18 protein-coding genes and 1 pseudogene are annotated in these 21,898 nt (G+C 67.8%); 7 read left to right on the forward strand and 12 right to left on the reverse strand.

From position 1 onward, the window contains the following. Positions 1 to 62 precede the first annotated feature (62 nt). The gene (locus ACRAS8_RS34950) at positions 63 to 1,076 is read left to right on the forward strand and encodes a PLP-dependent cysteine synthase family protein (protein WP_438490051.1); all 1,014 of its coding nucleotides are present in this window, start codon (positions 63 to 65) and stop codon (positions 1,074 to 1,076) included. A 27-nt stretch (positions 1,077 to 1,103) separates the two neighbouring features. On the opposite strand, the gene ACRAS8_RS34955 is transcribed toward ACRAS8_RS34950, so the two are convergent. The 5 genes from ACRAS8_RS34955 to ACRAS8_RS34975 form a co-directional block, all read right to left on the reverse strand. Then, positions 1,104 to 1,832, reverse strand: coding sequence for a dienelactone hydrolase family protein (locus ACRAS8_RS34955; RefSeq protein WP_438490052.1), 729 nt, complete (start codon positions 1,830 to 1,832; stop codon positions 1,104 to 1,106). 194 nt (positions 1,833 to 2,026) lie between these two features. Continuing rightward, a complete protein-coding gene (locus ACRAS8_RS34960) occupies positions 2,027 to 2,893 on the reverse strand; it encodes a TauD/TfdA dioxygenase family protein (protein ID WP_438490053.1) in 867 nt (288 codons plus the stop codon). A gap of 14 nt (positions 2,894 to 2,907) precedes the next feature. Continuing rightward, positions 2,908 to 3,918, reverse strand: a complete 1,011-nt coding sequence (locus tag ACRAS8_RS34965; protein ID WP_438490054.1) for a pyridoxal-phosphate dependent enzyme — start codon at positions 3,916 to 3,918, stop codon at positions 2,908 to 2,910. Continuing rightward, on the reverse strand, positions 3,912 to 4,709 hold the full coding sequence (locus ACRAS8_RS34970) for a GNAT family N-acetyltransferase (protein ID WP_438490055.1): 798 nt from the start codon (positions 4,707 to 4,709) through the stop codon (positions 3,912 to 3,914). Before ACRAS8_RS34970 ends, ACRAS8_RS34965 begins: the two co-directional genes overlap by 7 nt. Before the next feature lie 694 nt (positions 4,710 to 5,403). Then, positions 5,404 to 6,297 carry a polysaccharide deacetylase family protein gene (locus tag ACRAS8_RS34975; protein ID WP_438490056.1) on the reverse strand — a complete coding sequence of 298 codons (894 nt, stop codon included), beginning with the start codon at positions 6,295 to 6,297 and terminating at the stop codon, positions 5,404 to 5,406. A gap of 583 nt (positions 6,298 to 6,880) precedes the next feature. Here ACRAS8_RS34975 and ACRAS8_RS34980 point away from each other — a divergent pair. Beyond that, positions 6,881 to 7,924, forward strand: coding sequence for a PP2C family protein-serine/threonine phosphatase (locus tag ACRAS8_RS34980; protein WP_438490057.1), 1,044 nt, complete (start codon positions 6,881 to 6,883; stop codon positions 7,922 to 7,924). 240 nt (positions 7,925 to 8,164) lie between these two features. Here the strand turns inward: ACRAS8_RS34980 and ACRAS8_RS34985 are convergent, their stop codons facing one another. Next, positions 8,165 to 9,196 carry an aldo/keto reductase gene (locus ACRAS8_RS34985; protein ID WP_438490058.1) on the reverse strand — a complete coding sequence of 344 codons (1,032 nt, stop codon included), beginning with the start codon at positions 9,194 to 9,196 and terminating at the stop codon, positions 8,165 to 8,167. 162 nt (positions 9,197 to 9,358) lie between these two features. Here ACRAS8_RS34985 and ACRAS8_RS34990 point away from each other — a divergent pair. After that, positions 9,359 to 9,829 (forward strand): annotated as a pseudogene (locus tag ACRAS8_RS34990) (hypothetical protein); the annotation flags it as partial. Positions 9,830 to 9,841: 12 nt separating this feature from the next. Here ACRAS8_RS34990 and ACRAS8_RS34995 read toward each other — a convergent pair. Beyond that, positions 9,842 to 10,669 (reverse strand): ATP nucleotide 3'-pyrophosphokinase, encoded by an 828-nt coding sequence (locus ACRAS8_RS34995; RefSeq protein WP_438490059.1) that lies wholly within the window; start codon positions 10,667 to 10,669, stop codon positions 9,842 to 9,844. A 384-nt stretch (positions 10,670 to 11,053) separates the two neighbouring features. Here ACRAS8_RS34995 and ACRAS8_RS35000 point away from each other — a divergent pair, with 384 nt between their 5' ends. From ACRAS8_RS35000 to ACRAS8_RS35010, 3 genes are all read left to right on the forward strand, one after another. Further along, positions 11,054 to 11,716: a hypothetical protein gene (locus ACRAS8_RS35000; protein ID WP_438490060.1), complete on the forward strand. Its 663-nt coding sequence runs from the start codon at positions 11,054 to 11,056 to the stop codon at positions 11,714 to 11,716. A 475-nt stretch (positions 11,717 to 12,191) separates the two neighbouring features. Continuing rightward, on the forward strand, positions 12,192 to 12,734 hold the full coding sequence (locus tag ACRAS8_RS35005; RefSeq protein ID WP_438490061.1) for a DUF1707 SHOCT-like domain-containing protein: 543 nt from the start codon (positions 12,192 to 12,194) through the stop codon (positions 12,732 to 12,734). A gap of 807 nt (positions 12,735 to 13,541) precedes the next feature. Then, positions 13,542 to 14,090 (forward strand): GNAT family N-acetyltransferase, encoded by a 549-nt coding sequence (locus tag ACRAS8_RS35010; protein WP_438490062.1) that lies wholly within the window; start codon positions 13,542 to 13,544, stop codon positions 14,088 to 14,090. 367 nt (positions 14,091 to 14,457) lie between these two features. Here ACRAS8_RS35010 and ACRAS8_RS35015 read toward each other — a convergent pair whose 3' ends face one another. Continuing rightward, a complete protein-coding gene (locus ACRAS8_RS35015) occupies positions 14,458 to 14,712 on the reverse strand; it encodes a hypothetical protein (protein WP_438490063.1) in 255 nt (84 codons plus the stop codon). A gap of 431 nt (positions 14,713 to 15,143) precedes the next feature. Here ACRAS8_RS35015 and ACRAS8_RS35020 point away from each other — a divergent pair, with 431 nt between their 5' ends. Further along, on the forward strand, positions 15,144 to 16,613 hold the full coding sequence (locus ACRAS8_RS35020; RefSeq protein WP_438490064.1) for an MFS transporter: 1,470 nt from the start codon (positions 15,144 to 15,146) through the stop codon (positions 16,611 to 16,613). 165 nt (positions 16,614 to 16,778) lie between these two features. Here the strand turns inward: ACRAS8_RS35020 and ACRAS8_RS35025 are convergent, their stop codons facing one another. The 4 genes from ACRAS8_RS35025 to rph form a co-directional block, all read right to left on the reverse strand. Continuing rightward, positions 16,779 to 17,213, reverse strand: coding sequence for a hypothetical protein (locus tag ACRAS8_RS35025; protein ID WP_438490065.1), 435 nt, complete (start codon positions 17,211 to 17,213; stop codon positions 16,779 to 16,781). Positions 17,214 to 17,220: 7 nt separating this feature from the next. Further along, the gene (locus ACRAS8_RS35030) at positions 17,221 to 18,480 is read right to left on the reverse strand and encodes an amidase domain-containing protein (protein WP_438490066.1); all 1,260 of its coding nucleotides are present in this window, start codon (positions 18,478 to 18,480) and stop codon (positions 17,221 to 17,223) included. 2 nt (positions 18,481 to 18,482) lie between these two features. Beyond that, a complete protein-coding gene (locus ACRAS8_RS35035) occupies positions 18,483 to 18,800 on the reverse strand; it encodes a hypothetical protein (protein ID WP_438490067.1) in 318 nt (105 codons plus the stop codon). Between the two features lie 313 nt (positions 18,801 to 19,113). Further along, entirely contained in the window at positions 19,114 to 21,735 is a 2,622-nt protein-coding gene (gene rph / locus ACRAS8_RS35040; protein ID WP_438490068.1) for a rifamycin-inactivating phosphotransferase, read from the reverse strand. Positions 21,736 to 21,898: the final 163 nt, after the last annotated feature.

The raw sequence follows: 21,898 nt of genomic DNA on the forward strand, positions 1-21,898 counted from the left end.
GAGCCATCGGCCCGACCGAGCCGTCTTCGACGCCGTCACGGCCCTTCCGGCAGACTGCTGCGATGGACGTCTACGAATCCCTTGTCGACGCGGTCGGCAACACCCCGTTGGTACGGCTCAACCGGATCACCGCGGGCCTTCCCGCCCCCGTCTACGCGAAGTTGGAGTACGTCAACCCGGGCGGGAGCGTCAAGGACCGCATCGCGCTGTCCATGGTGCGGGCCGCCGAGGACGCCGGGCTGCTGCGGCCGGGCGGCACCATCGTGGAGACCACTTCGGGCAACACCGGCGTGGGGCTGGCCATGGTGGCGGCGCAGCGCGGCTACCGCTGTGTGTTCACCCTGCCGGACAAGAGCAGCGCCGAGAAGGTGGCGGTGTTGCGTGCCTACGGTGCCGAGGTGGTGGTCTGCCCCGGCGACGTGCCCCGCGAACACCCCGACCACCCCAGGTCGGCGGGCGAGCGGATCGCCCGGACCACTCCCGGTGCGTGGCTGGCCGACCAGTACAACAATCCCGCCAACCCCCAGGCGCACCATGGCGGTACGGGCCCGGAGCTGTGGCGGCAGACCGAGGGCCGGATCACACATCTGGTGGCGGGCATCGGCACCGGCGGCACGATCAGCGGCTCCGGCGGCTACCTCAAGGAGGTCAGCGGCGGCCGGGTCCGGGTGATCGGCGCCGACCCGGAGGCGTCCGTCTACTCGGGCGGACCCGGCACCGCGTACGCAGTGGAGAGCATCGGTCTGTTCCGTCATCCCGAGACCGTGGACGACTCCTGGCCGGAGTCGTTCCACACCGATGTGGTGGACCGGTTCGAGCGGGTCAGCGACCGCGACTCGCTGCTGACCGCCCGCCGGCTGGCCCGTGAAGAGGGGCTGCTGGTGGGCGCGTCGGCCGGAACCGCGGTGGCCGCGGCCCTCCGGGTCGCCGCCGGGCTCGGTCCGGACGACCTGGTGGTCGTGGTGCTTCCGGACTCCGGCCGCAACTACCTGAGCAAGGTGTACGACGACGAGTGGCTCCGCGAGCAGATCGGCGACGACTTCGCGGCCGGACGGCCCGGCGAGACGCCCTCGTAGACCGAGAGAGAAGGCCCGCCACCCGGATCACTCCGTGACGGGCAGGCACTCGGTGAGCAGGCCGACGATGTCGCGCCAGGCTCGCTGCGCGTGCAGTGGGTGGTGGCCGACGCCGGGGAGCACGGTCTGTTCGCCCGTCATCGGGTGGTGAAAGGCATGCAGGGCCCCGCCGTAGACCATGAGGCGCCAGTCGACGCCCGCGGCCTGCATCTCGGCAGCGAAGGCGTCCCGTTGTGCGGGCGGCATGATCGGGTCTTCCGATCCGACGCCGGCCCACACGGGGCAGCGGATGTGCTTCGCTTCGCCCGGTCGGCCTGTGGTCAGTGCGTTGATGGTCCCGATCGCGCGCAGGTCGACGCCGTCGCGTCCGAGTTCCAGCGCGATGGCGCCCCCGGTGCCGTAGCCGATGGCGGCGATCCGGTCCGGGTCGGTCCGTGGTTCGGCGCGCAGCACATCGAGCGCCGCGTGGCCGATGTCCCGCATCCGGTCGGGGTCGGCGAGCAGCGGGGTCACGTGCGCCAGCATCTCCTGGGGGTCGGTGAACCAGCGCCCGCCGTTGATGTCGAAGGCCAGCGCCACGTAACCCAGTTCGGCGAGGGCGTCGGCCCGGCGGCGTTGGAAGTCGTTCAGGCCCGTCCCCTCGGGCCCGACCAGGACCGCGGGCCGGCGGTCGGTACCTTCGGGGAGTGCGAGGTGCCCGATCATCGTCAGGCCGTCGGCCGGGTACTCGACCGTGCGCGTGGTAACCGTCGTCATGTGACTTGACTGTAGTGATCGTTGAGCCTTGGTCGGGCAGGTGTTCACCGCCGGCAGAACGGCGCGGGTGTGCCGGTGAAATGCCGGGGGAGAACGCACTTCCAAGGCTCTCGCGTAGCCCGGGTCACGTCGCGCCCCTGCTTGGCGTGGGGGTGTGGGGGCGCGACGTGACGTATGGGAGGGGGGAGATGCGGTCAGAGCTTCAGGAAGGGCTTCTCTCCCGCGATGTTGATGCGGTGCATCAGGCGCTCGTGCGGGAAGTAGTCCGCGACCGCGAGGTGTTGGGTGCAGCGGTTGTCCCAGATCACCAGGTCGCCCTGGGTCCAACGGTGCCGGTAGATCAGCTCGTTGGTCTCGATGTGGCGGCAGAGGAAGGCCAGCAGCGCCCGGCTCTCGGACTCGGTCACGCCGTTGATCCGCGTCACGTACGGGTTGGAGATGTACAGCGCCCGGCGCCCGGTCGCGGGGTGCGTACGGATCAGCGGGTGCTCCACAGGGTCCTGGTCCCCGAACTGCTGGTCCGGGTCGATGCCCTTCTTGCGCAGCGACTTCTGAAGATTGCCGTAGTCCGGGCCGAACGCCTTGCGCACGTCGTGCGTCGCGGTCAGCTGGAGCAGCAGCTCCTGCATGGGCGCCGACAGCGTCTCGTACGCCAGGTACATGTTGCCGTAGAGGGTGTCCCCGCCGACCTTGGGCGTGATCTTGGCGTAGAGGGCGGTGCCGAGCGGGGGCTCGACCCAGCCGCTGTTGTCGGTGTGCCAGTCGTTCAGCCCCGGCGGCTTCTGCTCGTTGTTGTGGAGCACCATCACCTCGGGATGGCCCTCAACGGTCATCGGCAGCAAGTGACTGTGCGTCAGCAGCGGCCCGAAGCGCGCGGTGAACGCCTTCTGCTGCTCGACGGAGATGTCCTGTCCCGGAAAGACCAGCATGTTGTACTGGTGGAAGGCGTCCTGGACCGTCTTCCACGCCTCGTCCGAAAGCTCCTGCGACAAATCGAGACCCGTGACCCGAGCCCCGATAGCGGGGCTTACCGGCTCGACGACGGGCAGGGTTGTGCTCATGTTGATACTGCTCCTCACTGCGAAATGGGCATGGTCAGCGACTGACCGGCGGTGGACAGGGTGTGCAGCAGAACGTCGGGATCGATGACGCCGCCGCTGACGACGGCTACGGGACTGCGCCAGCCGTACGAGGAGGAATGCTTCAGCGCGGCCGCGTACGCCGCGGCTCCTGCGCCCTCACAGACGATCTTGTCGGCGAACGCCAGCGACGACAGCGCCTCCGCGACCTCCTGCGGAGTCACCGTGAACACCCCGGCCAACTTGTCTTTGAGCCGCTCGAATTGAGCTGGAATCACGAAACTCGCACCGATGCCGTCCACGAATGAGCGCTCATACTTCACTTCCGTGGGGCGGCCCGCGCGCAGCGATGCGGACAGCGGGGCTCCGGTGCTGATCTCCACGGCGTAGACGGGGACCTTCAAGTAGGTCGCGAGGCTGTAGGCGAGGTTTCCGCCGCCGTACGGCGCCAACACCGCGTCCACGTCCGGTAGATCGTCCAGGATTTCCATCCCGATCGTGGCGATGCCCAGCGAGACGTACGGATCGCTCTCCGAGGAGAGGAAGAAACCCGGCAGGTCGGGGAAGGAGGAGGAGACCATGGTGCGGCGCCAGACCGGGTACGGCACGGCAACGATCCGTGCCCTGGGGTTGTACGCCAGGATCTGTGACCGCTTCGCCTCCGGAATCGCATCCGGCACCACCACCGTGTACGCCAGATCCAGCTCCGACGTCACGTGCGCCAGGCCCTGCGCGAAATTGCCCGAGCTGCCTGTCACGACGCCTTCGCGGACGATCCGGGCCCATATCTCCGGGCGGAACCGCCGGTACGCGTGCAGCGCACTGAGTGCGCCTCGGGCCTTGAACGAATTGGTGATCTGAAGGTTCTCGCACTTCAGGTGAATGTCCACCGGGTTCGGTGCCTTCGCCTGCAGCAGCGGCGTACGGCGAATATGCGGGTCGATGAGTTCGCGCATGCGCCGTACCGAGGCGTGGGAAATGGCCTCGGATAAATGGGGTTTCAGCATGTGGCTTTCGCTATCGGGTAGGATAATTCCTCGGTCAGGCCGAGCTTCCGGGCCAGCGTGATACTCGGCGTCTTGTCCGCGTGACACGTGATGATGGAGCGCAGGCCCTGCCCGCTGCCCCATCGGCTGACCGCGGCGAGGGCCACGAACGCCAGGCCCTTGCGGCGATGGTCGGGATGAGTGTTGGCACCGAGCTCGATCAGCCCGCCGCCGATGACGCCGTGTGCGTCTGCCGCCACCTGGCCGTCCTTGACCAGCGCGAAGCCGACCGCATGTGCGCCGTACTGGGCACTCGTACCGAAAATGCTCCGCGCCATCGGCGAATCGAGGCCGGAGAATGTCTCCGCGTCGATCCGCTCCAGCGCGTAGCCGTCGGGGACGGCCGGCGTGGGGGCGATGAAGCCGAAATGGGTGCGGGTGAAGTGGAGCCGCCGCCCCGCGGCGAAGCCGGCCTGCTTCGCCCAGGCACCGGTGCCTGGGCCCGGTGGATAGACGAGCTGTACCTCGCCGTGCCCGGCGAGCAGCCTCTTGGCCTCGGTGAAGAAGGCGGGCGTCATGGCTCCGGCGGCCAGGCAGAACGGCGCAGTGGTGGCGACCAGACAGGACACCGGCGCGTCGTTCTGGAAGTGCGCCCAGGCCCTGCCTGGGATGGCTCCGTCGATGACCGCGTGGACGAAGGCCAGGTTGGGATGGTCGGGGGCGAACAGAGAGACAAGGCGTGGTAAGTCGGCCGCGGCCACTTCGACCAGCTGCGTCCGGTCCATGCCGGTGACTGGCAGAGCGGCGCTCATTGGTTCTCCATCGGAGGCTCTCCACGGGGTTCGGAAACGAGGCGGGCCGTACGCACAGAGGTTCGACCCTAGAATCTGCAAGGCCCCACGGTATGCCAGGCGGCTCAAGTTAGGGGGGTAAAGGGGAACTTAGGGGGGTCGAGGGTGCTTAGGGGGGTAATCGGAGGGGCAGTGCGCCGCTGGGTGAAGCACCGTCGATGATCACGCGATGGATCACCACGTGATGGATGACCACGTGGCCGGTGGCCACCCTCCCCGCCCCACCCGCCGTCGAGGGTCCCAGGCCGCCGAGCGCGATGGCGTTGGCCGCGCGGGCGAGGTCGGCGGACGTGACCGTCCGACTCCGCTCCGAAGGCCAACCGGCGCACGCCGGAGTGCAGTTCGCCCGCGCCGATCACGAGGTCGAAGCGGCGTGGACGGCCGTGCCGGAAGCCCCGCACGCCGCAGCCAGTGCGCCAGCGCCAGGCCCGCCACACTCGCTCCGGAGATCAGAACACGTCTGTTCCGCACGCCCCTCTCCCATCCCCGTGTTGCCGAGAGGCATCTCAGTGACTGCACCGCCCGCGCTTCGCGGGCACACGGTCGACCGCATGCCTGGAGCGCCTGCCGGCGGAACCTTCATGCGACGGGCGGGCTTACGGTGCAGGCTTTCCTCGCTGCTGGGGGCTGCTGGGGCAGAGGGTCGGGGTGGAGCTCAGCGGGCCGGGAAGCTGTAGGTATAGCCCTGGGCGTCGAGCTGATCGAGCAGCTTGGCGAGCGCGGCGATGCTCTGCGAGCGGTCGCCACCGCCGTCGTGCATCAGGACGATCGACCCCGGGTGCAGGTTGCGGTTGATGTTCTGCAGGATGCCGGCGACGCCCGGTCGCTTCCAGTCGTCGGAGTCGTCGCTCCAGCCGATCGGCCGGAGTCCGTGCTGAGCGGCGATGTCGCGGATGACGGGTTTGAAGTCACCGCCGGGTGCGCGGTAGTACCAGAGCTTGGCTCCGGGGCCGGCCGCGTCGGATATCTCCCGCTGGGCGTCGGTTATCTCGTGGACGTTGTAGTCCAGCGGCATGCTGCTCTGCCGCTCGTTGTGGTGTACGGAGTGGTCGCACAGCCGGTGACCGGCGGCGACTACCGCCTTGGTGAGGTCGGGGTGGCGCTGCGCGTTCGGACCGATCTCGCAGAACGTGGCCTTGGCATGGTGCTGGGCCAGCAGCGCCAGTACCTTCGGGGTCCAGCGCGGGTCCGGGCCGTCGTCGAAGGTCAGCGCGACCGATCTGCCGCCGTCCTCGGTGTTGAACTGGAGCGCGTTGCTCACCGTGAACCCCTTCGACGAGCCGGCCGAGGCGCTGCCCGGACCACTCGGCCAGGCGGCGGCCGAGGAGGAGGGGGCGGCGGGCGACGGGGGCGACGCGCTCTGCGACGGGGGCGGGGAAGCGAGAGGGGAGGCGGAGCTGGTGGCGACGATGGGCCGGGAAGCTGAGGGGGACGGCGGCCCGGCCGCCGACGAGGTCTGCGCCGCATACGCTCCGTATGCAGCCAGGGTGGTTCCGGTGAGCGCCACCGCAACGGCGGCTGCCGCCTTCTTCGCACTGACCAATGCCACAGCAAGTCCTCCAACGGCACCCCGGCGGGCATGCCTGTCATGCCTGTTCAGCGGTAACGGGTGGTGTATGTCGCACACGGCAGGGTGGGGAGCGGGCTGCGTGGTGATCGCCGCGGACTTGAGACCGCGACGACGGTTTCGGTGACGCCGCACCTGCCCCCGCGCCTGCTCCTGGTCCGCCACTCTTTGTGACGCGCCAGACGCAAATGGTCCGTTTTGTGTGCTATGTCGATAACGGTAGAGGAATCCGGAGTCGCGGCCCAGGGGTGCACTGTGTGATCTGCATCCCGTTCGGACCTGCGGTGATGCATCGCATGGGCGCCCGCTGCGAGATTTCGGGGCGTTTTCTCCGTGCGGTCACACCGGCCCGATTCTCTGCGTGGTCACACCGGCCCGGCGCCCGGTGTGCGGGGAGTGGTGACGGAGTCCCCGGCGTTCAGGGACGGAATGCCCTCAAGGCGCTCGATCGCGACTGATGATGCGCTGTGCCGTCGGAGCGCTTTGCCCTCTTTGTGTAGATATTCTGTGAGGTGTGATCGAGTCTGGACGGCCGCGGCTCCGTCGCCACAGCCGGTGGAGGTTTGTGCGGCTGTCGCCGGTCGTCCTGACCGTCGTCATCGCCGGCCTGGCGTATGCCACTCCTCCGGAAATGGCCTTCAGCCGCCTCCTGCCCGCGGCACCGGCCCTCGCCGCGGCGATGTGGCCGGTGCTGCCCACCGTCCTGCTGGGGACGGTCTGCCTCTTTCTGATGATCGGCCTCAGCCTCGTGTTCCCCGGCCTGGGGACGTGGTGGACGGCTGCTGGGATCATCGCGGTCACCGTGGCGGCCGCATACGGCAGCCACGTCCGGCTCCAGCGGGAGCGGACCCTCTTCCAGGTGCGGCTCGTCGCCGACGCGGCGCAGCAGGTGGTGCTGAGTCCGATGCCGCGCCGCTACGGGAGCGTCGAGATCGAGTCGCTGTACGTCGCGGCCGAGGCGGAGGCCCGTATCGGTGGGGACTTCTACGAGGTGGCCGACACGCGATACGGGGTCAGGCTGCTCATCGGTGATGTGCGGGGCAAGGGCCTGCCGGCAGTGGGGGCGGCCGCGGCGATCGTCAACTCCTTCCGGGAGGCGGCTTACAGCGAGGCCGACCTGGTCAGCGTCGCGCGCCGGCTGGATGCCAGCAGCACCCGTTACAACGCGGCCTTTCCCCCCGAGGGGCCGATGGAGCGCTTCGCCACCGCCCTTCTCGTCGAGATCCCGCATGAGGGCAGGCGTGTCGAGATCCTCAACTGCGGACACCCCCCGCCGCTGCTCCTGAACCGCGGGGGACTCCGTGCCCTTGAGCCCACCACCCCCTCGCCACTGCTCAACCTCGCCGAGCTGATCGGCGATCACTACACCGTCGACACCTTCGACTTCGCCCCCGGTGACCTGCTTCTTCTCTATACCGATGGGATCGCCGAGGCCCGCGCCCGCGATGGCGAGTTCTTCCCACTGGCGGCCTGGATGCGCCGGCAGCCCCCGATGCCGCCCCACGAGCTGCTGACGGCTCTTCACCACGAACTGCTCGCCTACAGCAGAGGCCGCCTGGACGACGACATCGCCGCCCTCGCAGTGCGCCTGCGTGAACCCTCGGAGTGAGCCCGGCCCAGATCGCGCCACCGGCCCGGATGGCGCCATGTGACGCGTGCTCGACGCGGTCCCGGCCTGATCCGCAGGAATGTGCGGACCGAGCCTGTCTCGGGGCCGTGGTCCGGGCCCGGGGGATGAGGAGATGAGGCGACCGCAGGGTGGTCCGATGAGGGCAACGAGCACATCCTGCGGTCACGAGGTGTCTGCGACCGTGCTGGTTGTCAGGCTATGTCTGCGACCGTCTGGTCGTCAGCCCTGGCGTCGCCGGAGGCGCGGGTCGGCGAGGTGATTCGGGGTGTAGTCGGCGTCCGCCGGGTTGAGGTCGGTCCCCGGGGGAACGAGTTCGTCGATGCGGTCCAGTACCGCGTTGTCCAGGACGACGTCCGCGGCCCGCAGCAGGTCCTGGAGCTGCTCAAGCGTCCGTGGACCGATGATGGCGCTGCTCACCGCTGGATGACTGAGCACGAAAGCCACGGCGAGGTGCGAGAGGGGCAGCTGCGCCTCGTCGGCGAGTTTGATGAGCTCCTCGACCACCTGGAGCTTACGGACGTTGCCCGGCTCGGACTGGTCGAATTTGTGCGAGATCCAGTCTCGTCGGAAGTCGTTCAGCTCCAGCGGGTTGCTCTTGCGGTACTTGCCGGTCAGCCAGCCGCTGGCCAGAGGGCTCCAGGTCAGCACGCCCATGCCGTAACGCTGGGCCGTCGGCAGCACGCTGCGCTCGATGCCCCTCATGAATATGGAGTAGGGCGGCTGCTCGGTGCGGAAGGGGATATGACCGCGGCGCTCGGCTGTCCAGCGGGCTTCAACGATCTCCTCTGCCGGGAAGTCGGAGGAGCCGATTGCCATGACCTTGCCCTCGCGTACCAGGTCGGAAAGGACCGAGAGCGTCTCGTCGATGTCCGTGGTGGGGTCGGGGCGGTGGATCTGGTAGAGGTCGATGCGGTCGGTGTCCAGCCTGCGCAGGCTGCCTTCGACCGCCTGTCGGATCCAACGCCGGGAATTTCCACGGCGGTTCGGGTCGGAACCCATCGGGAAGTGAACCTTGGTCGCGAGGACGACATCATCGCGGCGCCCCTTCAGCGCCTTGCCCACGATCTCCTCGGACTCACCGGCGGAGTACATGTCGGCCGTGTCGATGAAGTTGATGCCTGCGTCCAGCGCCGTGTGGATCAACCGCGCCGCGTCCTCGTGATCACGATTGCCCCAGGCGCCGAGCATCATCGTCCCCAGAGCCAGGCGACTGACCGTGATGCCGGTACGTCCGAGCGTTGTGCTGTGCACGAAAGTTTCCCCTCAGTTGAAGCGTTGTGCTGGTGTCCATTCTGCTGAAGCTGGAGTCCCTAACCAGGTCTTGGGCTACCGGGGGCAGGCGGATCCTGGTACTGTCGATACCAGGAACTTGACGCCGCGCCAGCCGTTGGCCTTGCCGCCGACACACCGACCTCAGCGCCGTTCATCCACTGCGTCGCCGTGCTCGACCCCTCACTGATCAGCCTTGCCCAAGGAGCGCTCGGCGCCGACGAACCTTCCAAGGGCGTGCGCATATTGCGTTCGGGCATGGGACGTGGCTACCTCGGGCCGGCACCGATCAAGGGGCATGGCCCGCACCGTTACGTCTTCCAACTCTTCGCCCTCGCGACACCGGTCACTGCGGGATCAAGCGGAGCCGACCTGGACACTGCAAACCACGCGACGTGCTGGCCGCCGCCGGTAACGTCCGCGGCGCAACCGCGTCGGCTGAAAGCGGGGCAACACCCTCAATGCCTCGCCTCCGAGCGCGTCGACAGGGAGACTCACAGGCAGCGGCCGTTCTTTCGTGCTTCGTTACTCGACATCTCGAAGCGTGAAGAACGGCCGTGTCACGTGCAGCCGATTCCTGCAGGTCTCAGCAGGTCGAGCGACCTGCGACGTTAGACGCGAAGCCCGTCATGTGGTTGCCACGTGACTGGGGAGCGGTTCGGGGTTCCGGCGGCTCGGGGCGGTCAGATGCATGGCGCCGGCCGGCACCGGTACGGCAGCGAAGATCGCGTCCTGCTGTGCCTGGAGTTCGCGGCGACGCTCGGGCGGGGTGCTCGGCAGCCGCTGCTCCTCGTAGATCTTGTGGGTCTCCAGCTGGGCGGCCTTGCTTTCCGGGGTGTGGAACTGGACCTCGAAGAGCTGGCCCGAACGGGGTGCGCGCCAGGCCGAGTTGACGGCCTTGTAACCCTTGGAGTGGCCCCAGGTGTTGGACCAGCGGGCGGTGTCGTTGCCCCAGGAGGCGAGCAGCCCGGCGGCTACGGTGACGCCATGCGTGTACTGCCCGGTGGGCCACTGGAGCGTGTAGCGGACAGCGTCGTTGAGCTTGGCGAGTGAGATCTCCACGCTCTGCCCGGGGGTCTCCTTCATCTTGGTGGCGATCTTCCGCTTGAGCGAGTCCGGTGACTTCAGCCGCTGGTCGAAGCCGACGAGCTGCGCGTGGCTGAGCAGTGCAGCGGTGCGGACCTGTGGACTGATGGACCGCTCCGCGCGCCGTGCCCGGGCCAGGTAGGCGTCGACTTTCTTGTTGTCATCGGCGTTCAGGTGCAGCCCGTCCTGACTCCAGCCGCCGCCGGGGGCGGGGGAGTGGGTCGGCACGGACGGGGTGGGCGCGGCGGCACGGGATGGGGCGGCCGGGGCCGCGGTGGCGGTCTGCACTGCGCCCGTCCCGAGCGCGGCGGCGAGGGCGGTTGCCAGTGCGGCCCGGGTGATTCTGCGGCTGGTGGGGTGGTGAGTCATCAGTGCGCGGGTTCCTCTCTGCGGGGCTGGGGCCGTATCGCTACGGCTGTCGTACCGAGCACGCCGGCTGCCCAGGGGCTCGGTACGACCCATGACAAGAAGTGCAACGGGCGGCGCGCGCATTGGTAGCCGTTCGCGCGGTCATCGGCCAGTACCTGGCCGGAACGGTACGCAGGAAGGCGCGAAACGAATGATGGCGTGTCCTTCCTCGTCATCGTCTACACCAGCGTGCGGGACGCCGTGCCACCCTGAGTTCCGGCGCCGAGCGGCTTCGGCCCAGCTGCCGCGGCACCGCTGCGGGCTGCCGCCTGGCCCGTCGTCGATCGGTTGCTGCTCGGCCGTCTGACCGGCCAGGCATGTGCCGGCCACCAGTAACCTGCCTGGATGACGCATTCCGCACACACGTACCCGCAGATCTTGGTAAGCGGCAAGCATGTTCGCGAGGCCGTTGCGCACTGCGTCGCCACCCTTGGCGGTGCTGCCTCCGCCCCATGGCACGCAGCCGCCGGCCAACTGGAGTGGACATGCTGGGAGACCCTGGAACACCTCGCGGACGACCTGCTCACCTATGCCCTCCGCTTCGGGCTCGCGCACCCCAGCGGCGTCCCACGTGTACCTCTGCGCATCTCCACCGATCGACCCCAAGGGCCGGCCAACGTCATCTTCGGCGACAAGGCGGCGGGACCGGAGGGCCTGTTGACCGTCGTGGAGGCGTGCGGCGGACTGCTCGCTGCTGTCGTGGACAGCACCGCTCCGACCGTACTCGCCCCGCATGTCTTCGGTGCCTCCGATCCGGAAGGGTTCGCGGCCATGGGCGTGGTCGAAACCCTCGTCCACACCTACGACATCGCTCGGGGACTCCAGCGCGACGGAGCCCCACCGGAGGACTTGAGCAAGCGCGTTCTCACCCGACTCTTTCCAGACGTACCCCTCACGGAGAGCGCCTCGGCCACGCTCTTGTGGGCTACCGGACGCCTCGAAACACCCGCGCGTCCTCGCCGGAAGGAGTGGCGCTGGCACGGAGCGCCGCGTGGCACAGGTGCGTGATTACGGGTTTTCGCCGGCGCAGCAGGCCGAGATTCGGCGACGCTGGCGCGAGGGGCAGTCGTTCAGCTCGATCGCGCGGCCGCTCGGGGGGCCGATACACCATGTGCGCCGGTTTCTGCATCAGAGTGGCGGCGTCCGCCAACCTCCGCAGCAGCGGCCACGCCGGCATCCGAGCGGCGGCGAACGGGGGGACAGCCTGAACGGCGGACAGCCTGGTTTTGTCCGTGAGTTGGGAGAGCGCATTGGTACTTGCTTGAAACTCCTGGTTGTGCTGTGTGCGACGTCGGGCCGGGGCGGTCGCCGAAGTCGATGGTCCAGCTGACGGACACCGACATGTTGTGCTTTGACCGCATAGGAGAGCACCGGGTTGGATGATCAAGGCCATGATGACGAGCGGTCGCCCTTTCCATCGGATGCCTTGCCCGCTGCGGACCATGGCGCGTTCGCATCGCCAGCACGGCAGTAGGGTGAAACAGTGACCCCCTTACCGGAAGACTCGCCGCCGTTGATCGGCGAAGACGACCGCGATGCGGCCGTGCAGCGCCTGCAAGAGGCGTACACCGAAGGGCTCATCTCGCACGAGGAGTTGGACGAACGCCTCCACCAGGTGTTCACCGCCAAGGCGCACAGTGAGCTCGTGTCGGCTCTGTCCTCACTCCCTGAGGAGCACCCGGGCACCACGTCAACGATCGCCGTCGCCGGCGGACGGATCCAGCGGCGCGGCGCATGGCGGGTACCTCGGATTCTCAAGGTCGGGTCCGCATACGGAAGGGTGCGCCTGGATCTGTCCCGGGCGATCATCGAGCATCCGGTCGTCGACATCGAGCTGCAACTCGGAACCGGCGGGGCCAGAATCACGGTGCCTCGGGACGCGGTCGTTGACGTCGAGGGTTTGCTCGCTGGGTGGAAGGACCTGCGCTACCAGGCCCCTCGGCGTTCCCGCCCCGGCGGGCCTACGATCCGAATCTCTGGGACCATGGGATTCGGACGATTGAAGATCCGCCACGCCCGGCGTTGAGGCTCCATCCGGCACCGGGACCGATCACACGTCCGGCACTTTCATCACTGCCGACTGCCGACTGCCGACTGCCGACTGCCGACTGCCGACTGGTGCTGGTGCTGGTGCTGTGGCGGCATGGGTTCGTCGGGCTGGTAGTCAGGCGACGACTTTGAGGGGGCGTCCGTCCCAGCGGATGCCTTTCTCGCTGCGGATGCGGGCGGCGCGTTCCGTGCGCTCGGCGCGGCCAGGACCTCGCGGTGGCGGGCGTGGGCATTGCGCCAGCGCAGGCAGGCGTGCAACCCCGGGTCTATACGGGTTGGTTGGGCTGGTTGGAGTTGGCGATGGTGAACTGCCTCAGCCACCCGAAGTGAGCCTCGATCGGGTTCGGGTTCGCCATCGGGCCGGGCAGCGCGGATCGACCTCAGCGCAGCCAGGGTGTTCGCGGCACCGGACCGGCACCCTTTTCGGCGGCTGACACCCCACAGGCGGTCGTCGCCGACCGATTAGCAGCCGTGAAAGTAGCGCACCCCGGGGGCGCGGTGGTACGTCATATCTTGGTGCGCTGGAAGGTGACACCGCGGCGGGCGAGCAGACCGCGTAACGCCTCACGGCCGATGCTGTCTGCACAGACGGACAGGCTCGGCCACCGTGCCTGTAGCAGTCGGATCGGACGTCACCGCACATCCAACTGCCACGACCGCCACGACCGCCAACCCGGCGAACCTACGCGGTCACAGCACCCAATCTGGCCAACGGATCAGAAGCTGCTACCGCTGTCGGTCGTCCGAGGCTCCTGCCCGATCGGCGTGCGATAGGTTGCCCGCCATGACTCAGCTTGGGCCCGTTGCCTGGCCACCTGCCCCGATCAGGACCGAGCGGCTCGTGCTCCGCGAGTCCGAGGCCCGGGACCGTGCGGCGTTCATCGAGTTGTTCACCTCGCCGGAGGTGGGCGCTTACATAGGCGGCCCTCGACCGCGTGATGAGTGCGAGCGTGCGTTGCCTGAGACACCCGAGAGGCGCCCCGGCCTTTTCGTCATCGAGCTCGACGGAGAGATGATCGGCACCGTCGAGCTCAACCGGCGCGACGCGGAGCGTCGGAGCCGTGTCCGTCCGGATGCCGCGGAGGCCGAACTCGGCTACTTGTTCCTGCCGGAGGCGTGGGGACGCGGGTACGCCGCCGAGGCGTGCGCGGCGGCGCTCGACTGGTTCGCCGACGCGCTTCCCGGCGAGCCGGTGGTGCTCTGCACCCAGACCGCCAACGACCGCTCGATGCGCCTCGCGGCGAAGCTGGGGTTCACCGAGGTAGAGCGGTTCGAGGCATGGGGTGCCGAACAATGGAAGGGCGTGTGGTCCTCGGTCACGCCGTCCGGTTGAGCTCGAGCTCGACAGCGGGGATACACGGATCGTCGGCCTCGGCCGTGACAAGCGCTCTTCGTCTCACCCGTGATCGCCCGACCGGCTGCTCCTTGGACGCTCACTGCTTGCGCAGGCCCAAGTCGGGCCTGCAGACAGGGAACGCCACTGCGACGACTGAATCCGCCAGCATCTCCAGCGCCTCGCTGTCGGTCAGTTGATGCTCAGCGCAAGAATCCCGGCGGCTGTCTCGGCCGCTCGCTGGGGGATAGCGAGGTACCCAGATGCCCAGCCCCGGCCTCCTGCGAGAGGTTACCGGGGCCGGCGCGACCGCCGGGGAAGCCGGCGGTGGGCGACGCGTAGGGCAGCACCCAGCGACATCTCTGGCTTACGCAAGTTTCAACACCAGCAGCAGGCAGCCCAGAACCACGAGCGGTGCTCCCATGGCGCGCAGGCAACCCGGCCGGGCGCTGGGTGTCGGCACATACGGTGTTTCCATACGGCCGTTTCGCCACAGCATGTCGCGGTGTCGCTCAGCCGCCTTGCGCTGTACCTGGGCGCACCGGCGCCGGATGAAGCCTCCGCAGTCGGTGAGCACGACGATGCCAACGGCTATGTACGCGAGCGCGAGTCCGATCCCCATAGCGAACTATGATCGCAGCTCCCCGTAGCGCACTATGTTTGCAGCGATGGTGCTGACTCCCACCTACACCACCACTTACACGCTTTCCGCACGAAGATTGCGTTATCGGCCGGGGCCTAGACGCTGGAACCCCGCGCCAGAACCGGCCCGAATCACCCACCGTGCCGTCCGCCCCCCCCCAAGGCGGGTGCGGAGGCGGCTGGTGCCTGGATCAATTGGACAGGACGTAGGGGCCGATCATGAGGGCCATGTAGAGCAGCAGGAGCCCTCCGGCAACGGCTGCTACGAGTAGGACGGCCTTCATCACACTCTCTACGGCCCGACGGGCGGGGGCGGCTCGTGTAGGGACTTGGGGATTGTGTTCCTGCTCAGTCACGAAGTCATCCTGCCATCGCTGTCGTCGCTGGCCATGGGTAGAAGTACTCATATTGATGGTGTTGCGGATCCCAGCGGTGGCCGCGCTGGTGGAGGGGCATCGCCGGGAGATGGTCTTCTACCGCCGCCACGGAATGTTCCTAGGCAACGTGGACATCGCCATCGTCAACATCGCCACCCCCTCGATCCAGCTCCATCTGCACGCCTCCGGCGCCGAACTGGAGCTGATCGTCTCCGGCTACACCCTCACTTACGCCGTGCTGCTCATCACCAGCGCGCGGCTGGGCGGTGCGCGAGGCTACCGGCGGATGTTCCAGCTCGGTCTCGCGATCTTCACCCTCGCATCGCTGGCGTGTGGCCTGGCGCCTACGCCTGTCCTCCTGGTGGTCGCCCGGGTAGTGCAGGGCGCCGGTGCCGCGCTGCTCACTTCGCAGGTGCTGACCGGCATCCAGCTCAACTTCCAGGGACCTGCACGCAGTCGGGTCCTGGGGTTGTACACGGCGGTGCTGTCGGGCAGTGCGGTGTTCGGCCAGGTCATCGGCGGTGTTCTGATATCGGCGGATCTGTTCGGGACCGCCTGGCGTCCGATCTTCCTGATCAACGTTCCCATTGGACTCTGCCTGATCGTCGTCGGCCGGCGCTTCCTTCCGGCAGACGGACAGCGCGGCACGCAGCGTATGGATCTGGCGGGTGTGGCCGTCCTGTCCGCGGCGCTGCTGCTGCTCGTACTCCCCATGGTGCTGGGCCGTGATGCGGGATGGCCCGCGTGGACGTGGGTGTGCTTCGCCGCGAGCCTGCTCGCCTTCGCATGGTTCGTCGGGATTGAGCGCCGTGTGGGCCGACGAGGCGGGCAACCACTGATCACCCTGTCTCTTCTCACACGCAAGCCGGTGGTGTACGCCCTGATCTCTCAGGCCACCACCCGAGCCACGTACTTCGCTCTGCTTTTCGTGCTGGCGCAGTACCTGCAAGCAGGACTCCACAAGAGCGCCACCTACTTGGGCCTTGTCCTGGTGTCCTGGGTGGCTGCCTTCGGCGTCTCAGGCCCGCTGCTCGACCGCATGCCCGCCGCCATCAAGCACCGGGTGGCCCCCCTCGGCACCCTGCTGCTCGCTCTCGCCCTCGCCGGCATCGGCACGGGGGCGTGGGCCGGCACGACCAGCGGCGTACTCCTGACGACCCTCCTCGGCCTCGGCGGACTGGGGTACGGAGCCGCGTTCAGCAGCACCCTCACCCATCTGACCAGCACGGTGGAGGACAAGCACGCGCCAGACATGAGCGGGCTGTTCAACACGACCCTTCAAGTGGGCGGCGTACTGGGCGTCGCGCTCTTCGGCACCGTGTATCTGGACCTTGCTCCGAACGGCGGACACGCGGCAGCGATGCACGGCTTCATGGTGATCACCCTCATGCTGGGTGCTGTCGGATTCGCAGCAGCGTTCCTGTCGCGACTTGCGGTCCGCAGCAAACCCACCGCGCCCTCCCCGGTAAGCAGCGCCCCCGCCCCGACCAAGACCGCAACGTAAAGAGCGGCGGCCACCGAGGCAGGGCACACTCACCCTGACGGCAAGTCAGAACACCAACCGTTTCGGATCAATGTGCGACGGTGGTCTCCGCACGATCGACAGAGTGGATGCTGCCTTCGCGGCGATGGGCGCTGGGACTTCGTTCGTCTGATGTCCTCACAGGCCCTACCCTTCACACAGTGGCTGTCCGAGGTGTCTGGCTGTTTCTGCCGCGTCTTTGTGGGTCAGGGCGATGATCACGGCCGTCAGGGGAAGCATCAAGCCGGCGATGACGACGAAGAGTGTGGGGAGCCAGCTCTGCCAGCCGGAGGTGGGCTGGAGCCCGTCGCGTCGCGCGGCGCGGGAGAGCACGAGGTGTACGAGGAGTGCCGAGGCGGCTGCGAGCAGGGCTGCGTAGGCGGACGCGAAGTGCGTCCACGGCACCGCCATGTAGCGACAGGCAGCCGACTGGTGGTGGACGTGGGCGGTGGACAGCGCAACTGTGGTGATCAGACAGCCGATGGCAGCCAGCGAGAGCAGCGGTACCGCGAGCGCTCGGACCCGCCAGGACCGCGCGGGTCGGTGCGGCCCCGCGCCGGGCTGTGTCACGGTTTCGGTCATCTGCCTGTCAGTACCAATCCGGGTGCGGGCGGACGATGCGGATGTGCTGCTGGCCCTCGGCCTTTTCCGTTGCCGGCAGTCGGCCCTGCAGGCTTACGTTCTGGTATGAGTCCTGGTGCTGGGTGTACTTGATTTCGCCGTCCGGCATGACGGCCGTGACCACGGCGGCGTGATGCGTATTGCCGTGCTCGATATGGTCGTTGGGGCCCTGTTGCTCGTAGTAGATGATGTCGCCGGGCCGTGCCTGGGAAGGCGGGACTTCCTCCCCGCCGTGCTTGAGCATGAAGTTCTGTTGGTTCTCGGCGCCGGCCCAGGACTTGGAGTAGTACATGCTGGTGTCCCACCAGTCGATGCCGATGCCGCTCTCATGCCCCCAGGTGTCGTCGCCGCGGGCACCCTCCCACGGATCGAGCTTCTTCTGCATACCGGCGTGATCTAGCGCCTGGGAGACGAAGTTGGTGCAGTTGTTGTCGAACTGGACCGGGTCCTCCTTGTTCCAGTTGTCCAGCGCGTATTCCACCATCTTGACCCGGTCGAATTTACCGTCCGTGCCGCGCATCTCGCGTTTGGTGTTCTCCGGAATTCCGTCGAGCTGCGCGAGTCTCACCGGCTCGGCCCGCATCAGGTCGTACTGCTGCTTCTCACTCAGCCCGTCCCACCAGGCACGTACGGCTGCCGGGTTGGTGTCCTGCGGAGGGATGTCCGCGGCGAGCATGTCCATCTCGACATGAGACGCGGCGTTCTGCTCCTTGAGCGCCTTCTCCGGGTCATCGATCCCGACCGCAGCCGTCAGACGCGACAACTCGCCCTTCGTCCGCTGGTCCGCCTCGGTCGCCTGCCGAAGGGCTTGCTCGCGCAGGGCGACGACTTCGGAGTATGCCTGCTGCTTGTCCTCGCCCGCGTTCGGGCCGGGACATTCCAGCGGTACCCCGTCGTCGTCGAGCGGGAGGTCGTGGAGGCGGGCGATGTCGGTGAGCTGGCGGGCGGTGCTCATCGCCAGTTCCAGGCTGGTGTGCATGCCCTCCATGACCATCTTGACGCTGAGCAGCAGGTCGTACGCCGACTCCAACTGGTTCGCCAGCTCCACGAAGTCGTCGGCCGCCGCCGCGCCGACTTCGTCGGCCCAGTTGTCGGCGAGGGGCTTGGCGCCCTGCTCGCGCACATCGTGTGCGGCATTCAAGGCGTACTTGGCCAGCGCCGCCCAGTCGTCCGCGGCGTCCTTCCACTTCTGGGGGTGGGCACTGATCAGTTCCGCGTACGTGACCACGGTCAGTGCCTCCCCAGGTCCGTCATGGCGGCCCTCAGCCGTGAGACCGCTTCCTGGTCGGCGGCGTCATAACTGTCGGCGGAGTCCTGCAATCGTTCCCCCAAGTCCCCCATCTTCTTGGCAAGTCCGACCATGTGGTCCACCCAGGTGTCCCGGCACACCAACAGGTGGTTTCCGCACTCCCAGAACATGTGGTCGCGGTAGACATCGTCAGTACTGTCCAGCGCGTGCCGCATCCGCCGCTGGGTGTCGCTCGACAGCGCCTTCATGTCCTCGCCGGTGCCGCGCACCTTCGCCGTATCTACCTGTACATCACTCACCGGGGTCCCCCTGCCGCGCGAACACCTCGGCCGGCGCGTACCGGCTCATCGGCCAGGCACCAGGCACCAGGCGCCAGCCGCGTTCGCGTCCTGTCATATGCATGGTCGTTCCCACGGGATATTACGGCACCAGGCACCCGGCTGCCCGCCCCCTCCAGGCCGCTGACCACGCCTTATGCTCCAAGATGACCAGATCCGCCAGACTCATTCGACGAGGTGCAGATCCGCCGCCTACGTTCTGTCCTGCGCGACCGGTGTCACCCGGATCGGGTGGGGGCGATGGGGCTTTGATGAGGCTTCTCGGCGCGGTCGGTCAGGGCAGGATCTTGACATACCCGTCGGTTCCGTGGACGCGGATCCGCTGCCCGTCCTGGATCAGTCGGGTGGCCTGCTCGACGCCCACGACGGCCGGCAAGCCGTACTCCCGGGCGATCACTGCGCCATGGGTCATCAGGCCGCCCACCTCCGTCACCAGACCCGCGATGCCGACGAACAGCGGCGACCAGCTGGGGTCGGTGAAGGTCGTGACCAGGATGTCGCCCGCTTCGAGGTCGGCATCGGCCATGTCGAGGATGACGCGGGCCCTTCCCTCGATGGTCCCGGTGGAAACCGGCAGGCCGACCAGGGCGTCGGCCGGCACGCCGTCGCGCCGGTACGTCCCGGTGACGGCCTCGCCATCCGAGGTGAGCACCCGGGGCGGCGTGAGCGCCTGGTGCGACTGGAAGGCGTCCTTGCGCTGCTGGATGAGTTGGTCGTCCACTTGGTTCGAGCGCACGACGTCGTGGAGTTCCTGGAATGTGAGGTAGTAGATGTCCTCCTTCTCGGCAAGCACGCCTGCCTGTACGAGGCGCTCGGCCTCCTCCAACAGCGCCTGCTTGTAGACGAAGTAGCGGCTGATGATGCCGTACTTCGGGTATTCCCGGTACCCGATGAAGGTTCGGACCCGGTCGATCATCCGCTTGGCCTCGTCGGCCTTCTGCTCCCCGTCCGGCAGGGCCCGCAAGCGTGCTAGCACGTCCTGTTCCTTCTGCTGCGCCTTCCGCCGCCCTTGCTCGAAGCGCCGCTCGGCGGCGCCCGGTTCGAAGTTCCGGACGTTGTCGAGGATCACGGGCACGAGCGTGGTGGGGCGCTCGCGCCAACGCGGTCTCGTGATGTCGATCTCGCCGACGCAGCGCATGCCGTAGCGGTCGAGGTAGGTCTCGATGGCGGCGCGCGCTTCGGTCCCGCCCGCGAGCTTCGCCAGCTCGTCCAGGAAGGCTGCGTCCTCGATGCCATCGACGCCCTGCAGGAAGGCCACCACCTCCGACCGCGGGCGGATCACGTCCGCGACGTCGAGCAGCGCCAGTCCCATCTCCGACGTGACATTGTCCGGGGCGGACAGCGTGAGCGTGTCCGCCGCGTTCTTCTCGCCCAGCCACTCCTGCAGCTTGTCGTTGAGCCACCACGTGGCCTCGATCCCCGCCATGATCGCCTGCAGGCTCAGCGGATCACTGAGGACTCGCTTGTGCTCCTCGAAGGCCTCCAGCAGGAAGTCGAAGAGCGCCGGTCCGGTCTTCGTCCGGATGTCGCGCTCCAGGGCGGCGATGGACGCCCGGCTGCGCTCGATCAGTTCGGCGACGAGGGCCGGATCGGTCTCGATCGGGGCGGACGCGCCGGTGACCAGCGGTCCGGCGGGGCCGGTGTTCGGGAGCGACGGGACGAAGTCGTCGCGGTCGAGAACGGTCTCCAGAGCGTCCCTGATCAGCGGGTCGCCTCTCCCCACGACGTCCAGGAGGGCGGCTCGGCTCTCGGGCGAGGCCAGGCGTCGGGTGACGTCGACAAACAGCCTTCCGCCGGCCTCGTGCATCGGCACCATGGCCGTCAGCTGCCAGACGGAGATCCCCAGGGGCTTCATGGGGTCGGTCATCATCTGCTGGTGGCCGACGGAGAGGTAGACGTGATTCTCCTGGTCCCCGGCCTCGGGGATGGGGAACAGCGTGGTGATCGGCCGGCTCTGAACGATCTGGAAGTCCTCATCGTCCAGACACCATTCGATGTCCTGCGGGCGGCCGAAGTGGGCTTCGATCCGCCGCCCGAGCTGCACGAGTCGCACGACCTGTGCGTCCGTCAGCGCCGGCTGCTGCTGCCGCTGCGGGTCGATGGTCACTTCCTGCGTACCCCCGGCCGGCGAGGCAAGAACGGCACGCTGTTTTGCGGCGACTGTCCTGGCGATGACTTCGCCGTCTCGCACCTTGAAGACATCCGGGTTCACCAGGCCGGAGACCAGGGCCTCGCCGAGGCCGAAGCCGGCGTCCACGGTGGCGACCTTCCGGTTGCCCGTGACGGGGTCGGCCGTGAAGAGGATGCCGGACGCGTGCGGGAAGACCATCTGCTGCACGGCCACGGCCATGTGGACCGTACGGTGGTCGATGCCGTTCCGCTGACGGTAGGTCACGGCCCGTTCGGTGAACAGCGAGGCCCAGCACCGGCGGACGTGATGGAGGATCGCCGCCGGCCCCACGACGTTCAGGTACGTGTCCTGCTGGCCGGCGAAGGAGGCCGTCGGCAGGTCCTCCGCCGTCGCGCTGGATCGGACGGCATAGGCGGTGTGCTCGCCGAGTTGGACGACCGCGCGGGTGATCGCCGACGCGAGATCGCCCGGGATGGCAATCCCTTCGATGATCCGGCGAATGCGCGCGCTGAGCGTGCGGATCGCCTCCCGGTCGTCCCCCTCTGTGTCACAGCGAGTCAGGCGCGACAACTGATCGAGCTGATCGTCGATCGCCGGCGCTTCCGTCATGATCCGCCGGAAGGCGCCCGTCGTCACGCAAAAGCCCCGTGGCACGCGGATGCCTTCGATCCGCGACAGCTCGCCCAGGTGTGCGCCCTTGCCGCCAACGACCGCGACCTGCATCTCGTCGATCTCTCGAAGATCCAAGACGTACTGCTCAATCATCTCAGTCATCCATCCCAGTCATCACGATCCCTCCGACGCAGCCGTGCTCCGCCGCTGCACTGCAGCTGTTCTCCGCCGTTGCACTGCGGTGGCAGATCGAATCACCAGCGCCTTCAGATCTGCCGAATCTCTCGTCGGGCACGTCCTCATCTCCGGCTGCATC

Origin of the sequence: Streptomyces sp. S186, from assembly GCF_051603415.1 — a bacterium.
Classification (GTDB): domain Bacteria; phylum Actinomycetota; class Actinomycetes; order Streptomycetales; family Streptomycetaceae; genus Streptomyces.

What these genes read in the sequence shown, in the direction of transcription:
- ACRAS8_RS34960 (WP_438490053.1), bottom strand. Translation starts at nt 2,893, where the DNA reads ATGAGCACAACCCTGCCCGTCGTCGAGCCGGTAAGCCCCGCTATCGGG.
- ACRAS8_RS35000 (WP_438490060.1), top strand. Translation starts at nt 11,054, where the DNA reads ATGACGCATTCCGCACACACGTACCCGCAGATCTTGGTAAGCGGCAAG.
- ACRAS8_RS34965 (WP_438490054.1), bottom strand. Translation starts at nt 3,918, where the DNA reads ATGCTGAAACCCCATTTATCCGAGGCCATTTCCCACGCCTCGGTACGG.
- ACRAS8_RS35010 (WP_438490062.1), top strand. Translation starts at nt 13,542, where the DNA reads ATGACTCAGCTTGGGCCCGTTGCCTGGCCACCTGCCCCGATCAGGACC.
- ACRAS8_RS34995 (WP_438490059.1), bottom strand. Translation starts at nt 10,669, where the DNA reads ATGACTCACCACCCCACCAGCCGCAGAATCACCCGGGCCGCACTGGCA.
- ACRAS8_RS35025 (WP_438490065.1), bottom strand. Translation starts at nt 17,213, where the DNA reads ATGACCGAAACCGTGACACAGCCCGGCGCGGGGCCGCACCGACCCGCG.
- ACRAS8_RS34970 (WP_438490055.1), bottom strand. Translation starts at nt 4,709, where the DNA reads ATGAGCGCCGCTCTGCCAGTCACCGGCATGGACCGGACGCAGCTGGTC.
- ACRAS8_RS35015 (WP_438490063.1), bottom strand. Translation starts at nt 14,712, where the DNA reads ATGGGGATCGGACTCGCGCTCGCGTACATAGCCGTTGGCATCGTCGTG.
- ACRAS8_RS34955 (WP_438490052.1), bottom strand. Translation starts at nt 1,832, where the DNA reads ATGACGACGGTTACCACGCGCACGGTCGAGTACCCGGCCGACGGCCTG.
- rph (WP_438490068.1), bottom strand. Translation starts at nt 21,735, where the DNA reads ATGATTGAGCAGTACGTCTTGGATCTTCGAGAGATCGACGAGATGCAG.
- ACRAS8_RS34950 (WP_438490051.1), top strand. Translation starts at nt 63, where the DNA reads ATGGACGTCTACGAATCCCTTGTCGACGCGGTCGGCAACACCCCGTTG.
- ACRAS8_RS35020 (WP_438490064.1), top strand. Translation starts at nt 15,144, where the DNA reads ATGGTGTTGCGGATCCCAGCGGTGGCCGCGCTGGTGGAGGGGCATCGC.